Source organism: Bacillus sp. FSL R5-0585 (genome assembly GCF_038004545.1).
In the GTDB taxonomy this organism is placed as follows: domain Bacteria; phylum Bacillota; class Bacilli; order Bacillales; family Bacillaceae_G; genus Bacillus_A; species Bacillus_A cereus.
This window is the reverse complement of the sequence record NZ_JBBORJ010000001.1, coordinates 192,771-209,066: the sequence shown is the minus strand read 5'-3', so window position 1 is coordinate 209,066 and position 16,296 is coordinate 192,771. Positions and strand designations below refer to the sequence as shown.

Here is a 16,296-nt window from a genome sequence, read left to right as displayed (position 1 = left end):
TCCCCCCTATTCTGCGTATACGTGCTTCAATGCATCTTCAGGTGCTGCATACGGAGCATTTTCTGCATATTCTGTTGCTTCATTTACGATATGCATAATTTCATCTAACATTTGTTTTTCCGATTCCTCAGTTAATACACCAGCTTCTTTTAAATAAGCCGCGAATGTTATAATTGAATCTTTTTTCTTTGCTTCTTCTACTTCTTCTTTATCACGATAAACACGATCATCATCGTCACTAGAATGTGCTGTTAAACGATATGATACTGTTTCAATTAAAGTTGGGCCTTCACCACGACGACCGCGATCTGCTGCTTCTTTTACAGCTTTATATACTGCAAGCGGATCGTTTCCGTCTATTGTATATCCAGGCATACCGTAACCAATCGCACGATCTGATACGTTTTTACATGCTAATTGTTTTTCAACTGGAATAGAGATTGCATATTTGTTATTTTCACACATAAAAATAACAGGTAGTTTGTGTACACCAGCAAAGTTTGCCCCTTCATGGAAGTCACCTTGGTTTGAAGAACCTTCTCCAAATGTAACGAACGTTACTAAATCTTTCTTCTCCATTTTTCCAGCTAATGCAATACCAACTGCATGTGGTACTTGCGTTGTTACTGGAGATGAACCTGTAACAATACGATTTTTCTTTTGACCGAAGTGACCAGGCATTTGACGACCACCAGAGTTTGGATCACCAGCTTTCGCGAAAGCAGACAACATAAGCTCTTTAGCTGTCATACCAAATGCTAGTACAACACCCATATCACGGTAGTATGGTAATGCATAATCTTTCTCTCTATCAAGAGCGAACGCCGCTCCAACTTGTGCAGCCTCTTGTCCTTGACAAGAAATTACGAATGGAATTTTACCAGCACGGTTTAATAACCACATACGTTCGTCGATTTTACGTGCAAGTAACATCGTACGGAACATTTCTAATACTTGCTCATCACTTAAGCCAAGCTCTTCATGGCGCTTTTCTTTTACTTCTGCCATTTTTCATAACCTCCTAAATCCACATTTTTATGCGTGTAACGCTCTTCCATCTACAGCAAGTGCTGCTTCACCAATCGCCTCAGATAGTGATGGATGCGGATGAATTGTATGTGCTACTTCCCAAGGTGTTGCATCAAGTACTCTTGCAAGACCAGCTTCAGAAATCATATCTGTTACATGCGGTCCAATCATATGAACACCAAGAATGTCATTTGTCTCTTCATCAACTACAAGTTTTACGAAACCATCTGATTCTCCGTATACAAGTGCTTTTCCGATTGCGCGGAATGAGAACTTACCTACTTTTAACTTATAGCCTTTTTCTTTCGCTTCTTGTTCTGTTAAACCGACAGAAGCAACTTCCGGACTGCTATATACGCATTTTGATACCATAGAGTAATCGATTGGTGTAACTTCTTTCCCTGCAATATGTTCTACTGCAGCAATTCCTTCGTGAGAAGCAACGTGAGCAAGTTGCAGGCCACCGATTACATCTCCAATTGCGTAAATATGCGATTCTTTCGTTTGATAAAACTCATTTGTTTGAATGTATCCTTTTTCCACAACGATATCTGTGTTCTCTAAGCCAATATTTTGCGTATTCGCTTGTCTTCCTACAGATACAAGCATTTTTTCTGCTTTAAATTCTTTATTTTCACCATTGTGTTCAGCTTGGATTGTTACTCCATTATCTTTTACCAATGTTTCTGGTAATACTTTTGCACCAGTTACCACTTTAATACCTTTTTTCTTGAATAGACGTTGCATTTCTTTTGAAACGTCTTGATCTTCTAGTGGTAATATCGTTTTCGCATACTCTAATACTGTAACTTCTACACCGAAGTCAGCAAGCATAGATGCCCACTCAATACCGATTACACCGCCACCAACGATAATAATCGAACTAGGAAGCGTTTCCATTTTTAGAGCATGATCTGAAGACATTACGTACTCTCCGTCTAATTCTAAACCTGGTAATGAATTTGGACGAGAACCTGTTGCAATAAGTACATTTTTTGGAATTAACATTTCATTCTCTTCTCCACTTGCAAGTTCAACTGAAATTGTCCCTGGCATCGGAGAGAAAATAGATGGGCCAAGAATACGGCCAATACCTTCAAACACATCAATTTTACCTTGTTTCATTAAATGTTGAACGCCTTTATGAAGCTGCGTTACTATCTTCTCTTTACGCTCTTGTACTTTCGCAAAGTTTAGTTCTACATTGCTTGCAATAACTCCGAACTCTTCGCTTTTTTTAGCAGTTGCATATACTTCCGCACTACGTAAAAGAGCTTTACTAGGAATACATCCTTTGTGTAAACAAGTACCACCAAGATTTTCTTTTTCGACTAGTGCAGTTTTTAACCCTAGTTGTGATGCACGAATTGCAGCAACATATCCACCAGTACCGCCGCCAACGATGACTAAATCATATTCTTTTGCCATTATCTCAACCCCTAGCTACCGTTTCTTTTTCACGTACAACGTATTCTTTTGGAGCTTCTTCTTCACGTAATACACGAAGTGCTCCTTCTGCTAACGCTTCTAACTCATCTTCGCCTGGATGTACGATAACATCTGCAATCCAGTCCACTCGCTCTTTTATTTCATCGACAAGAATTTTACTGTATGCCAGTCCACCAGTTAATACGATTGCATCGATTTTCCCGTGAAGTACAGCGCTAGCTCCGCCAATCTCTTTTGCAACTTGATATGCCATCGCTTTATAAATAAGAGTTGCTTCAGGATCACCTTTTTCAACCATTTGCTCTACTTTAATCGCATCATTTGTACCGATTAAACTTACAAGTCCACCTTGTCCGACAAGCTTTTTAATCATTTCATCTCGGTAATACTCACCCGAGAAACACATTTCTACTAGTTGCCCTACTGGTACTGTACCAGCACGCTCTGGACTAAATGGTCCTTCTCCGTTTAAACCGTTATTCACATCGATTACTCTTCCTTTTTTATGAGCACCAACTGTAATACCACCGCCCATATGTGTAACTAATAAATTTAAATCCTCGTATTTGTGATTTAACTGTTCAGCTACTTTACGAGCAACTGCTTTTTGATTTAATGCATGGAAGATACTTTTGCGTTCCATACCAGCAATACCACTTATACGAGCAACCGGCTCCATCTCATCTACAACGACAGGATCCACAATGAATGCAGGAATGTTTAATCCAGAAGCAATTTCATATGCTAAAATGCCTCCAAGGTTTGAAGCGTGATGACCGCTAAACCCATTTTTCAAATCTTCTAGCATCGCATCGTTTACTGTATACGTACCGCCTTCGATTGGACGAAGTAATCCACCACGCCCACAAACAGCGTTTAATTTTGAAATGTTAATACCATGAGAATGTAGAACTTCTAAAATCGTTTCTTTTCGAAACTCATATTGGTCGATAATTCTCTTGTATTTCCCAATCTGTTCTACGTCATGACGAATCGTTTCTTCTAGAACGGGTCTTTCATTATCAAAAACACCAATTTTTGTGGATGTACTACCTGGGTTAATAACAAGAATTCGATTTACAGACAATGTTGCTACCTCCACTAATAAATTCAAAAGGAAGTGGAAACCTCATAAGAGGTAACCACACCTTTTGTAAAAGTTATATATGAATGATTAGCGACGGCTAATAATATCGTGACCGTTGCGTAAGTAAGTGCTACGAGAATTTTTCAAGCTTGCAATGCGCTCTTCAGCTAGACGATCTGCCGCTACATAAGTTGCTATGCCATCGCGTTTTGAAATTTCGATTACTTTTGCAATCGTGTCATAAATAGACTCAACACGTTTTAGTGCACGTTCTCTATTGTATCCATATAATTCGTCTGCTACGTTAATTACGCCACCTGCATTAATTACATAATCTGGTGCGTATACAATACCCATTTCATGAATGATGTCACCATGACGATCTTCTTTTAGTTGGTTATTTGCAGAACCTGCGATTACTTTTGCTTTAAGTTGTGGAATAGTTTCATCATTAACTGTTGCGCCTAGTGCACATGGTGCGTAAATATCGCATTCAACACCGTAAATTTCATTTGGTTCAACTGCTGACGCACCGAATTCTTCTACAGCACGTTGTACAGCTTCTTTATTAATATCTGTAACAATTAATTTTGCTCCTTCAGCGTGTAAATGTTTGCATAGGTGATATGCTACGTTACCAACGCCTTGAACAGCAATTACTTTTCCTTCTAAATTGTCAGTGCCGAAAGCTTCTTTCGCAGCTGCTTTCATACCACGATAAACACCGTATGCAGTTACTGGAGATGGGTTACCAGAAGAACCGAATGATGGTGAGATACCTGTTACAAAGTCAGTTTCTTCGTGGATAATATCCATATCATCTACTGTTGTACCAACATCTTCAGCTGTAATGTAACGTCCGTTTAGTCCTTGGATATAACGTCCTAGTGCACGGAACATTGCTTCGCTCTTATCTTTACGAGGATCACCGATAATTACTGTTTTCGCACCACCTAAGTTTAAACCAGCTGCTGCGTTTTTGTATGTCATCCCTTTTGCAAGACGCAATGCATCTTCAATCGCCGCTTCTTCAGAATCATATGTCCACATTCTTGTTCCACCAAGAGCCGGTCCAAGTGTTGTATCATGAATTGCAATAATTGCTTTTAAACCAGATTCTTTATCTTGACAAAATACTACTTGCTCATAATCATATTTTTCTAAGTATTCGAAGATTTCTAATGTCATTGTCGTTTCCCCCTAATGTTTTACCCTTTTTGGTTTATTTTGAAGCAGTCGCAACTGCCAATGCTAATGAATATACTTTTGTTTCTGCTGAATCAGCACGAGATGTTAAAACAATCGGTGCTTTTGCGCCAGCAATCATTGCTCCTACTTTTGCATCCGCAAAGTATACGAGTGATTTATATAGCAAATTTCCAGCTTCAATCGTTGGGACGAGTAAAATATCTGTCTTACCTGCTACATCACTTACTATGCCTTTATGCTCTGCCGCAATTTGTGATACTGCATTATCTAAAGCAAGTGGTCCATCAACGATACAATCTTTAATTTGTCCGCGGCGATTCATTTGTGTTAACATCGCTGCATCAATTGTCGCCTGCATCGCTGGATTCACAACTTCTACTGCTGCAATTGGTGCCACTTTTGGCAAGTCGATTCCTATTGCCTGGGCAACTTCTACAGTATTTTGTATAATAGCAGCTTTTTGTGTTACATCAGGTGCGATGTTCATCGCTGCATCTGTAACGAAAATAAGACGATCGTAATTTGGAACTTCAAATGCTGCTACATGTGAAAGTACGCTACCTTTACGTAGGCCCCACTCTTTGTTTAACACAGCCTTCAAAATATTCGCTGTTGGGATGTTCCCCTTCATAAGCACGTCTGCTTCACCATTTCTCACAGCTTTAACAGAAAGTTCTGCAGCCTCTGCACTAGACATTGCTGCAATCACTTCAACATGTTCTGAAGTTTGTAAACCATGTTCTTGTAGCATCCCCATTATTTTTTCTTGATTTCCATATAGACGAAATTGAGCTAGCTGTAATTTAATTGCTTTCGCTACAGCTTCAATTACTTCATGATCTTCAGCTACTGCTACAGCCACAGTTTTTTTAGGCTGCCCTGCTGCTTGATCAATTAAGTATTCTAACTTCATATTTTGTAATCAACCCTTTCCGTCGTCCCTCGTCTATTTACAAAGCAAATACCGTGCCAACTTTTAAAAGTGGTCTTACCAATAATGAAAACGCATTCAAAATGCAGTAAAATCAATACTTTGGAAAATAACAAAATATTCTGTCTTATTTTGTCGCTTTTTGTATACCATGCAATAAATTGCACGGTACGCAATTTATTGCATGCTATTTTTTGCATGGTCATATTTTTCTAGCTTGTAATATAAATTTCGAACGGAAATTCCTAACGCTTTTGCAGTTTGCGTTTTATTCCCATCAAATCTCTCCAAATATTCATGAATAATATTCCCTTCAAACTCTGTCACTAAATGTTCAAGTGGCTTTTCTTCTAATTCAGGTAATAAATGTGATTGCTTTGACTCCACCTGCTCTTCGTTATGTAATGGCGGTAAATGGTGTACATCAATATAGGTCTCGTTATAATTCATAAAGATAATAGCTCTTCCCAGAATATTTTCAAGTTCCCTCACATTCCCTGGCCATTCGTATGATTGTAAATATAAAATGGCTGAATCAGTGAGCCCTTCTACATTACGACCGTAATCTTGATTAATTTTTTGAATCAATCTGTCCGCAATTGTCGGTATATCTCCTTTACGTTGACGAAGAGATGGAATTTGAATTGGGATTTTATTTAATCGATAATATAAATCCTCCCTAAACTTCCCTTCTAGAATAGCCTTTTCTAAATTCACATGCGTCGCTGCAATTACTCGAACATTAATAGGTATCGCTTTCGTTCCACCAACTTTTACAATTTCTTTTTCCTGCAGTACACGAAGGAGTTTCGCTTGTGTATTTGCAGATAACTCCCCTATTTCATCTAAAAAAATACTACCGTTATTTGCTTCCTCAAAGAACCCACGTTTCCCGCCTCTTTTCGCTCCAGAAAACGCCCCTTCCTCATAACCAAATAATTCACTTTCTAACAATGTCTCCGAAATGGCCGCACAGTTTACACGGACGAACTTATTGTATTTTCGATTACTTCCATTATGGATTGCATGTGCAAACAATTCTTTACCAGTCCCAGATTCACCGCGTAACAGTACTGTTGCTGGTGTATTTGCTCCTAGCTTCGCCTGTTCGATAGCTGCCGTTGTTTCATCTGAATTCCCGACGATATCATCAAATGAATATTTCGCTTCTAATGTGCGAATAATTTGCCTTGCTCTATTTAATTCATTTGTTAACTTTTGAATTTCCGACACGTCACGGATAACGCCGACGCTTCCTTTCAATATTCCATCCACAATGACCGGTGCCACGTTTACAATTACATCGCGCTTTTTTTGCCCAATCTTCATATGTATTCCGCGCACCGCACGACGCGTTCGAAGTACTTTCATATGCATACTTTCGCCTTCTACAATATCAGTTGTAGCAGGCTTCCCAATAATATCTTCTTCTGTTAAACCCGTTAATTTCGTATATGCCGGGTTAATGACTAAACCTCTTCCTTTTTCATCCACAACCGAAATTGCTTCTTCAGATGAGTTAATAATTGCCTCTAATAGTGTTTGAATTTCCTTTAAATCTGTAACTTCTTCCGCTAAATCTACAACTTCTGTTATATCTTTAAAAATTGCAAATGCCCCTTGTACCTCTCCGCCCTCTTTTAATATCGGTATACGCGTTGTAATAATTTTCTTTCCATTCTCTAATGTTAGTTCATAATTTACTTCTATTTGTTTCGTACGTATAATGCGAAGTAATTTACTAGTTGGAATGACTTCTAAAATATATTTTCCTATCGCCTCTTCTTTTTTATATCCGATAATACGCTCTGCACTTTTATTAAAAAGACGAACTTGTCCCTCTCGATCAATTACGATCATGCCGTCATGTGTAGAATTTAAAATTAATTCTCCTTGTTGCGTTTGTTCCTCTAATCGCCCAATTAGCCCTTCCTTCTCATGCGCTAATCCTGTAACAATTTTTGCGATATCACCTGGTATAAGAAGAGTGTCTTTTTTCTTTTTTTCCAATAAAACCTTATGCACATCATCTTCACCTGTCATATCAAATATTACATCGATATGCATAGAAAGAAATGGAGTTAAATTTTCTCCAATTGCAATCCCGTATTCCTTAGCAATTTGCAACCCTTTTGCCAACGGATTTATATCAATAATCCCTATAATTTGAAATATATTCGAACTTTGTAACAGATTCAGCAGTGCGCTCCCGCCTTCACCTGCACCAACAATTAATACTTTTTGTTTCATATATTCCACTTCCTCTCGAAGTAACTCTGCAAATTTTTTCACACCCTTATCTTACTCGTTCAGCACCCTCTTGACAAACCCCCTTTCCTTATAACATCATTAAAATATACAAAATAATCTGAAAAGGAGCGTTATGTATGCAGCGTTACGTTGCTCTACTATTAGCACTCATCCCTATTTCATTAGCTGTGTTTGGTATAAAGTTAATGAGAGATACTGTATTTGGGATTCTATTTCCACCAATCTCTATACTGTGGTTACAATTTTTAATCGGCGCTCTCTGCTTCGGGCTCGGGTTTTATATCTTCGGTGGCTTCGTCTTGCACCGAGACCGTAAACGAAATAAAGTACAAGCTCGCTTTAGAAGATAGGAATGCCCCACTATTTATAAATAAAAAAATGAGACCGTTACACGCGGTCTCATTTTTTTATTGGCATTAACGTTCTTGCCGTTTCAGGGTAATCAGTAATAATCGCCGATATATTCATATCAAAATATTTACGCATAAGCGTTTCTTCATTAATTGTATAAGGGCGAACCTCTACACCACTTTCCATCGTTAGTTCGGCAATAGCATCTTGAAGGTAACGATAATTCGGATGTACTGCTGTAGCCCCCATTTTTTTCGCGTATGCCCACGGACTATGCAAACCTTCGCGATATAAAATTGCTGTTTGAATATCAGGAGCCATCATATGGCACCGTTTCATACTGTAGTGATTAAACGAAGAAAATATAACACGATCCTCTAGACTAAATTTCCGCACAAGCGTTATAACTTCTTCCTCTAAACCTCTGTATGGAATTTTATTATTTTTAAGTTCAATATTAAGTAGCAAACTCGTTTGTTCAAGCCATTCTAATACCTCTTCTAAAAGTGGTATTTTACAAAAACCTACTTTATCACCAAATTTATAACTTGCATCTAACTTGCATAAGTCCTCATATACATAATTCCGAACCGCGCCTTTTCCATTTGTTGTCCGGTCCACCGTTTCATCATGAATGACGACAACTTTTCCATCTTTCGTTAATTGAACATCAAGTTCAATTCCATCCGCTCTAAAAGACTCAGCCGCTTCAAATGAAATCATTGTATTTTCTGGGTACGTTCCAGCCGCACCACGATGTGCAAATATAAGAGTCATCCTCACTCCCCCAATCTTATGCTATACTATACGAAAAAGGAGGTACTTCTATGAGACCATTACAAATCTCTCCAGATACTGCAGTCCGCTTATCAAAAGCACTAGGTGTTCCACTTGAACAACTCATGCATATGCCGCAGCACATTTTAATTCAAAAGCTAGTTGAATTAGAAAAACAAAATAAAGACGAAGAATAATACAGTCCTGTTTTGCAGGACTTTTTATTATTTTCTATTATATCACGGATGCCTTTCCTACTAAAATCCTTTAACAGATGTACTACGATGTGATTTAGCCGTTCCTTCATCATTTAATAATGAATCACATCTTTTCTTTTTTTGTTACACGTTATAAAGAAAGCAGACTATTTATTTATAAGTCCCCATTGCGTTCTAAAAACACGATCATAAAAAAACTAGAAGCCCTTTATATTATTTTTTATTGAACGTGCGGAGCATCCCCTGATTCGTATAGTTCTTTCGCTTTTCCCTCCCCGAATGTAGTTAAAATATAATGTTGCTCTTCTAACGCATCCATTGCTCTAGTTACTTTACAAACGCTATCTTCTTGAGCATCCGAGAAATAATTGTGATCTTCTACAATTTTACTAAAATCTTTTTTCGCCCATCTATCAGCAATTGCTAAAAGTTCATTTTTCTTCGTAAAGCTACTCTTATTTATAATTTCTTTTAATTTTTTAGCATTACTTTGAATCATTGGGATAGAGCCCGATTTTCGTTCTGCCACCACTTTTTGATGAGTCATGCGATGCATCGCTGTAATGACTTCGCTTTCAGTAGAATTTTCAGTAACATACACATCAACAAAGACCCCATCCACCTCTCTACCTACTATTGTTTGGTCTTCTTTTTTATCTATTTGAGCGCTCACTTCTTTATCTACTGGATTATCTGCAAGTTCTAACATTCCAAATGTAACTGCAATAGCAAGAACTCCCATAGCTGCTACTATTCCTAGCCAAGTTGAAATTTTATTTTCCATTCCCCTTCTCCCTATCTATATCTATTTTATTGCCTTATAAAAAACTCACTTACATGTAATATTACTGAAAATAGGTTTTATTTTCCACACTATCAAATAATCTCTTTTTCTCAACAAAATAAAAAGACCAACGAATTATAACATTCATTGGTCTTTCATTAAAAAGTTTATTGGCTTTAAATCTGATATCGAGTATCAATTTTAAGAATTATTAAGCTTTACTAAAGCTTAAATCCCTTACTACTTTTACTCTCAACTAGCTTTATGTTCAAGTCTCAGCTTATCCGCAACCATTGCGATAAACTCAGAGTTCGTAGGTTTTGCTTTTGACATGGATACTGTATAACCGAATAAGGACGAAATAGAATCAATATTCCCACGGCTCCAAGCTACTTCAATTGCGTGACGAATTGCGCGCTCCACACGGCTTGCTGTGGTATTATATTTCTTTGCGATATCTGGATACAATACTTTCGTAATCGATCCTAATAATTCGATATCATTGTATACCATGGAGATTGCTTCTCGTAAATACATATATCCTTTAATATGAGCGGGTACACCAATTTCATGAATGATACTCGTAATACTCGCATCTAAGTTTTTCGGTTTTCCATCTACTGTTGTTGCTGATCGGAATGATGGTAGTGGACGCTTAATCATAGCGTTTGCTTTACCACTCACTTGACGAATATGACTCGTTAAATTCTCCATATCAAATGGTTTTAATATGAAATATGAGGCACCTAAGTCAACTGCTTTTTTCGTCACATCTTCTTGCCCGAATGCTGTCAACATAATTACGCTAGGCTGTTTTAACCTTTCAATATGTCGCATTTTTTCCAATACAGCTAAACCATCTAAGTGTGGCATAATAATGTCTAAAACGAGTACATCAGGTTGCTTATCTGTTAATAAGTTTAAACACTCTTGACCATTATAAGCAGTACCGATTACTTCCATATCATCTTGAGCGGCTACATAGCTCTCTAACATTGATACTAATTCTTTATTATCATCCACAAGACATACTTTAATTTTCTCCACAGCTTTTCCTCCCTTACCGAATCGATTCTCCGACATGTGTATCCTTCTAGGCTACATGAATTGTTCGACAATTGTGTGAAAATTCCCTTTTAAAGTTTCTTACTTTCCGATAAAATCACAAAAAAATATGTTTATCGTTCATTTATTCCCTTTCGCAACACATTCCATCATAGAAATACAACGAAACGTTCAACCCTTTCCTTTTATTTTACAACAAAAAACACCTCTTGCGGAGCTTTTACAAAATTTCAACGAATTTTTCAACAGAAAAAGCGAGCTAATAATATATATTAGCTCGCTTTTTTCTCTTGATCATAAATATTAATTCCAGCTTGATGTAACATCCATTCAATATGAACACCATATCCTGATGTTGGATCATTTACAAATACGTGTGTAACAGCACCAATTACTTTTCCATTTTGTACAATTGGACTTCCACTCATTCCCTGTACGATACCGCCCGTTTTCGCTAATAGACGTTTATCTGTTACTTTTATTACCATACCCTTTGTGGCTGGAAATTTTTGTTGCACTGTACTAACAACTTCAATATCAAACGCTTCTACTTTATCTTGATCAATAACTGTTAATATTTTTGCCGGTCCTTCTTTTACTTGATGAGATAATGCGATAGGCATCGCTTTATCCATTATACCGTTTTTCATATTCGTATTTAATTTTCCAAAAATACCATATGGACTATTAATTGTAATATTGCCAATCACTTCACGGTCTGGTGAGAATCTTGCTAATTTCTCCCCTGGATTCCCATGACTACCTCTTTCAATTGATGTAACTGTCGAGCGCATAATTTGTCCATCTTCGACTTGAATCGGCTTTTTCGTATCATTATCAGAAATAACATGACCAAGTGCCCCATATTTCATAGAATCTGGATGAACAAATGTCATCGTTCCAATTCCAGCTGCCGAATCACGGATATACAAGCCAATTCGATAAGACGATTCACCGTTGTCTTTTTGTGGAGTTAGCTTCGTACGAATATATTTTCCATCTCTTAACAATACAAGATTAAGCGGTTCACCTGTTTCTCCACTATTATGAATAAACGGTGCTACATCACTCATTCTTTCAATTGTTTTACCATTAATTTCAGTAATCATATCTCCAATTTGTACACCTGCTATTTCACCAGGAGATATTTTACCTTTTTCAGTTTGAATTAAATGATGGCCTACAACAAGTACACCTTTTGTATTTAATTTCACACCAATTGATTGTCCACCTGGAATCACTTTAAAATCTTTTAACACTTTCACATTTACTTTTTTCACTGGAAAACCAGCAAGCTGAAATACCATATCAGCTTCACCATTTTGATGAGAATTTACCATAAGTCCTTGTTTTTGTTCATTCGAACTCACTGTAAATACATGACGATTTGTGGATGAAGCTTTGAAAACTGGTAATGATGATATTTCTGATTGTTGTCCTTCAAAAACAACAAGTTGTTTCGGTGATGAAATAAACGTTCGAAGCGGTTTAAAACATCCAATAAAAACTAAAGAAACAAGGAGACAAAGACCTATTATTTTTCGAAATTTTTCTAATTTCAACTTGTTCACTCTCCTCGCTCCTACCCCACATTCAGCCTCTTGGCTTCACTTTTTAATCTCTCCTTGCAGTGCTTTATTTATAACCGGAAGAATTAAGAAATCGTCATTTGAGAAAAAAAGCTATCCATTACTGGATAGCCTCTGCTGTCTGTTTAAAATGATGTGCTTGCGTAAGTAATTCTTTCGCATGCTCCGTCGTTAAATCTGTGATTTCCACACCAGAAATCATTCGAGCTATTTCTGTTACTTTATCCTCCATAGTTAAAACAGTAACTGATGTAATTGTCCGATCATTCGCTACTTGTTTTCGAATAAATAAATGTGAATCTGCCATTGAAGCTACTTGAGGTAAGTGCGTAATACAAAGTACTTGCGAGTTTACTGATACTCGATAAATTTTTTCCGCAATAGCCTGCGCGACCCGGCCACTTACACCCGTATCCACTTCATCAAAAATAACAGATGCAACTCCTTGATGCTTAGAAAAAATGCTTTTTAAAGCTAAAATGATACGAGATAACTCTCCGCCAGAAGCAACCTTTGAAAGTGGTTTTAGCGGCTCTCCTGGGTTCGTTGAAATATAAAATTCCACATGATCGTAACCATCCGCCGTAAGTCTTACCGGCGCACCTTCCACAAGGGGCTCTTCTGCATTTCCTTCTCTCTTCATAATTCTCACTTCAAATTTCGTTTTTTCCATATATAATTCTTTTAATTCCTGATGAATTGCATTTGTAAGGTGTTCTGCAAGTTCATGACGCATATTACTTAACAACGTTGCTTCTTTCAGAATAACACTTTCTAATTCCTTCAACTGTTTCTTCGTCGTTTCAATATGAACGTCTTTATTTTCAATCGTAAAAATTTCCTGTTCAATTTTATCAGCATACGCTAAAATCTCTTCTACAGTATTTCCATATTTTCTCTTTAGCATACGAATTTCATTCAAACGTGTTTCGATTTCATCTAAACGATTTGGATCATATTCCATCATATCGAGCTTTTCTCTCAGTTGATAGGCAACCTCTTCTAATAAGTAATAGCTATTTGCAATTGAATCATGATTTTCCTGATACACTTCATCTAAATGTGTAATACTTTCCATTTGCCCCATTGCACTTCTTACATTATCTAACCCTTGTCCGTCGGCACTTAACGAACGATATGCATCACCTAACGCTTTATAAATCTTTTCAAAATTAGAAATTTGCAATCGTTCCTCAGTTAATTCATTTTCTTCATCCATCTTTAAATCCGCCTTGCGAATTTCTTCATGCTGAAATTGAATTAAATCTAAGCGATGTGCCATTTGTTGCTCATTTTCACTTAACGATTTCAATTGTTTTTTTAATTTTTCATAGTCAGCGTATACGTTTTGATATATGTCTAATTGTTTAACGATTCGATCCCCATCAAAGTGATCAAGCATAAACAGATGTCGTTCTTCATTCATTAAATCTTGCGTTTCGTGCTGTCCATGAATATCAACAAGTGTTTTCCCAATTTCTTTTAATATGCTAAGTGTAACAAGCTTCCCATTTACACGACATACACTCTTCCCGTTCGCAGCAATATCACGCTTTAAAATAATCATGCCATCTTCTATTTCTATATCTAACTCTTCTGCCTTTTCAATACATGGATGCTTCTCATCTTCAACATAAAATAGCCCTTCAATCTCAGCCTTTTCTGTTCCATATCGAACAAATTCTGCTGACCCACGGCCACCTACAAGTAAACTAATTGCATCAATAATAATCGATTTTCCGGCCCCTGTTTCACCGCTTAAAACCGTTAAACCTTTTTGAAAAGAAATATTTAATGCTTCAATAATAGCAAAGTTTCTAATCGATAATTCCGATAACAATGCCCCATTCACCTCGTTATAAAATAATCCCTTACTAAAGGATTTTCTCAGTTCTTCATTCAAATAATCATGCTATATATTTGTATGTATATACTCTTCTAACCCGCTTCATTGTACCAAACATTTGTTTTACGGGTCAATCCATCTATTTTCTAACTTTATGCAAACAAAATATTATATTACAATTGAAAATTCATATTTTTAACCAATAAAAATATCTTGTTCACTTTCCACTTTACGATGGAAAGCAAACAAGATTTTTTGTTACAACATATTTAAGAAACGATCAGAGACAACACCTGTATCGTCAGGTGTACGGCAAATAATTAAGCAAGTATCATCACCACAGATGGTTCCGATGATCTCATCCCACTCTAAATGATCAATAAGTGCTCCAAGTGAATGAGCGTTACCAGGCAATGTTTTTAGCACAAGCATATGTCCTGCCGTGTCTAATTTTACAAATGAATCCACTAGATTTCGTTTTAATTTTTGTAACGGGTTAAATCGTTGATCTGCTGGCAAGCTATATTTATAGCGCCCATCATGTAATGGCACCTTCACTAAGTGCAGTTCTTTAATATCGCGCGATACTGTTGCTTGCGTTACATTAAATCCCTCATTACGTAAAATATCAACTAATTCATCTTGTGTTTCAATTTCTTTGTTTGCAATAATTTCCCTGATTTTAATATGGCGCTGACCTTTATTCATACATTTGCACCTCACACTATCTCTTACCATAGTTTAAACATTGGTATACTTCACTTATTTATGTTAACTTATAATTCGTTTCTTGTACACAATTGTTTTTACAATCATTATACAATTACAGCAAAAAGAGGAACAACATATGTTATTCCCCTTTCCCTTTTTGTTTTAGAACTTCATGCGCTTCTGTAACAACTTGCTCTATAGAAATCGGAGAATGATTTTCGCCATTCTCACGTTCACCATGCCATTTCAGATGAATTAAAAATTCAATATTACCATCCCCACCCGTAATTGGTGAGAATGTTAAACCTTCCACATCATAGCCTTCTTTTAAAGCAAACTCGACAATCATTTCTACAACAGCTTCATGTACTTTTCTATCGCGAACGATACCTTTTTTCCCAACTTGCTCTCTTCCAGCTTCAAACTGCGGTTTAATTAACGCTGCTACATCTCCGTTAGGCATAAGCATTGTTTTTAAAACTGGCAGTATAAGCTTTAATGATATAAATGAAACATCAATACTTGCAAATTGAGGTAAACCACGTTCTAAGTCTGCTGGTGTCACGTAACGGAAGTTTGTTCGTTCCATTACAACAACACGCTCATCTTGACGTAATTTCCACGCTAGTTGATTGTATCCTACATCTAATGCATAAGATAATTTCGCTCCATTTTGAAGCGCGCAATCTGTAAAGCCACCAGTTGATGAACCAATATCTATCATAACTTTATCTTGTAAATCAAGATGAAATGTCTCTAATGCCTTTTCAAGTTTATAACCACCACGACTTACATACGGCATAACTTGTCCCTTCACCGTAATCTCAGTATCTTGCGAGATTTTCTCTCCTGGCTTATCAAGTCTCATCTCATTCGCATATACGAGTCCGGCCATAATGGCGCGCTTTGCTTTCTCACGCGTTTCTATAAGTCCTCGCTCTACTAATAGTACATCTACTCTTTCTTTTTTTACGCTCAT

General features: G+C 37.0%; 15 protein-coding genes. 2 read left to right on the top strand and 13 right to left on the bottom strand.

Annotated elements, in window-relative coordinates:
• Positions 1 to 6 precede the first annotated feature (6 nt).
• The 6 genes from bfmBAA to MKY38_RS01150 form a co-directional block, all read right to left on the bottom strand.
• On the bottom strand, positions 7 to 1,008 hold the full coding sequence (bfmBAA, locus tag MKY38_RS01175; RefSeq protein WP_000852551.1) for a 3-methyl-2-oxobutanoate dehydrogenase subunit alpha: 1,002 nt from the start codon (positions 1,006 to 1,008) through the stop codon (positions 7 to 9).
• A 27-nt stretch (positions 1,009 to 1,035) separates the two neighbouring features.
• A complete protein-coding gene (gene lpdA, locus MKY38_RS01170) occupies positions 1,036 to 2,457 on the bottom strand; it encodes a dihydrolipoyl dehydrogenase (RefSeq protein WP_001051289.1) in 1,422 nt (473 codons plus the stop codon).
• A gap of 4 nt (positions 2,458 to 2,461) precedes the next feature.
• Entirely contained in the window at positions 2,462 to 3,565 is a 1,104-nt protein-coding gene (buk, locus tag MKY38_RS01165) for a butyrate kinase (protein WP_000115781.1), read from the bottom strand.
• An 87-nt stretch (positions 3,566 to 3,652) separates the two neighbouring features.
• Positions 3,653 to 4,753 carry a leucine dehydrogenase gene (locus MKY38_RS01160; RefSeq protein WP_000171355.1) on the bottom strand — a complete coding sequence of 367 codons (1,101 nt, stop codon included), beginning with the start codon at positions 4,751 to 4,753 and terminating at the stop codon, positions 3,653 to 3,655.
• Positions 4,754 to 4,787: 34 nt separating this feature from the next.
• Positions 4,788 to 5,687 (bottom strand): phosphate butyryltransferase, encoded by a 900-nt coding sequence (gene yqiS / locus MKY38_RS01155; protein ID WP_114555874.1) that lies wholly within the window; start codon positions 5,685 to 5,687, stop codon positions 4,788 to 4,790.
• Positions 5,688 to 5,882: 195 nt separating this feature from the next.
• Complete coding sequence (locus MKY38_RS01150; RefSeq protein WP_078385487.1) at positions 5,883 to 7,955, bottom strand: sigma-54 interaction domain-containing protein; 2,073 nt, start codon at positions 7,953 to 7,955, stop codon at positions 5,883 to 5,885.
• Positions 7,956 to 8,092: 137 nt separating this feature from the next.
• Here MKY38_RS01150 and MKY38_RS01145 point away from each other — a divergent pair, with 137 nt between their 5' ends.
• On the top strand, positions 8,093 to 8,326 hold the full coding sequence (locus MKY38_RS01145) for a DUF2627 domain-containing protein (RefSeq protein WP_001190211.1): 234 nt from the start codon (positions 8,093 to 8,095) through the stop codon (positions 8,324 to 8,326).
• Positions 8,327 to 8,375: 49 nt separating this feature from the next.
• On the opposite strand, the gene MKY38_RS01140 is transcribed toward MKY38_RS01145, so the two are convergent.
• Entirely contained in the window at positions 8,376 to 9,104 is a 729-nt protein-coding gene (locus tag MKY38_RS01140; protein ID WP_000172583.1) for a glycerophosphodiester phosphodiesterase, read from the bottom strand.
• Positions 9,105 to 9,154: 50 nt separating this feature from the next.
• On the opposite strand from MKY38_RS01140, the gene MKY38_RS01135 reads away from it, so the two are divergent.
• Complete coding sequence (locus MKY38_RS01135; RefSeq protein ID WP_001247671.1) at positions 9,155 to 9,301, top strand: YycC family protein; 147 nt, start codon at positions 9,155 to 9,157, stop codon at positions 9,299 to 9,301.
• A gap of 241 nt (positions 9,302 to 9,542) precedes the next feature.
• Here MKY38_RS01135 and MKY38_RS01130 read toward each other — a convergent pair whose 3' ends face one another.
• The 6 genes from MKY38_RS01130 to MKY38_RS01105 all read right to left on the bottom strand — a co-directional run bounded on the left by MKY38_RS01130 (position 9,543) and on the right by MKY38_RS01105 (position 16,296).
• Entirely contained in the window at positions 9,543 to 10,106 is a 564-nt protein-coding gene (locus MKY38_RS01130; RefSeq protein ID WP_000428230.1) for a PRK06770 family protein, read from the bottom strand.
• A 252-nt stretch (positions 10,107 to 10,358) separates the two neighbouring features.
• Positions 10,359 to 11,153 (bottom strand): sporulation transcription factor Spo0A, encoded by a 795-nt coding sequence (gene spo0A / locus MKY38_RS01125; RefSeq protein ID WP_011110369.1) that lies wholly within the window; start codon positions 11,151 to 11,153, stop codon positions 10,359 to 10,361.
• A 290-nt stretch (positions 11,154 to 11,443) separates the two neighbouring features.
• Positions 11,444 to 12,742: a SpoIVB peptidase gene (gene spoIVB / locus MKY38_RS01120; RefSeq protein ID WP_002024767.1), complete on the bottom strand. Its 1,299-nt coding sequence runs from the start codon at positions 12,740 to 12,742 to the stop codon at positions 11,444 to 11,446.
• Positions 12,743 to 12,860: 118 nt separating this feature from the next.
• The gene (recN, locus tag MKY38_RS01115; protein ID WP_000947767.1) at positions 12,861 to 14,600 is read right to left on the bottom strand and encodes a DNA repair protein RecN; all 1,740 of its coding nucleotides are present in this window, start codon (positions 14,598 to 14,600) and stop codon (positions 12,861 to 12,863) included.
• A 264-nt stretch (positions 14,601 to 14,864) separates the two neighbouring features.
• Entirely contained in the window at positions 14,865 to 15,314 is a 450-nt protein-coding gene (gene argR / locus MKY38_RS01110) for an arginine repressor ArgR (RefSeq protein ID WP_001032580.1), read from the bottom strand.
• 142 nt (positions 15,315 to 15,456) lie between these two features.
• A complete protein-coding gene (locus tag MKY38_RS01105) occupies positions 15,457 to 16,296 on the bottom strand; it encodes a TlyA family rRNA (cytidine-2'-O)-methyltransferase (protein ID WP_000111875.1) in 840 nt (279 codons plus the stop codon).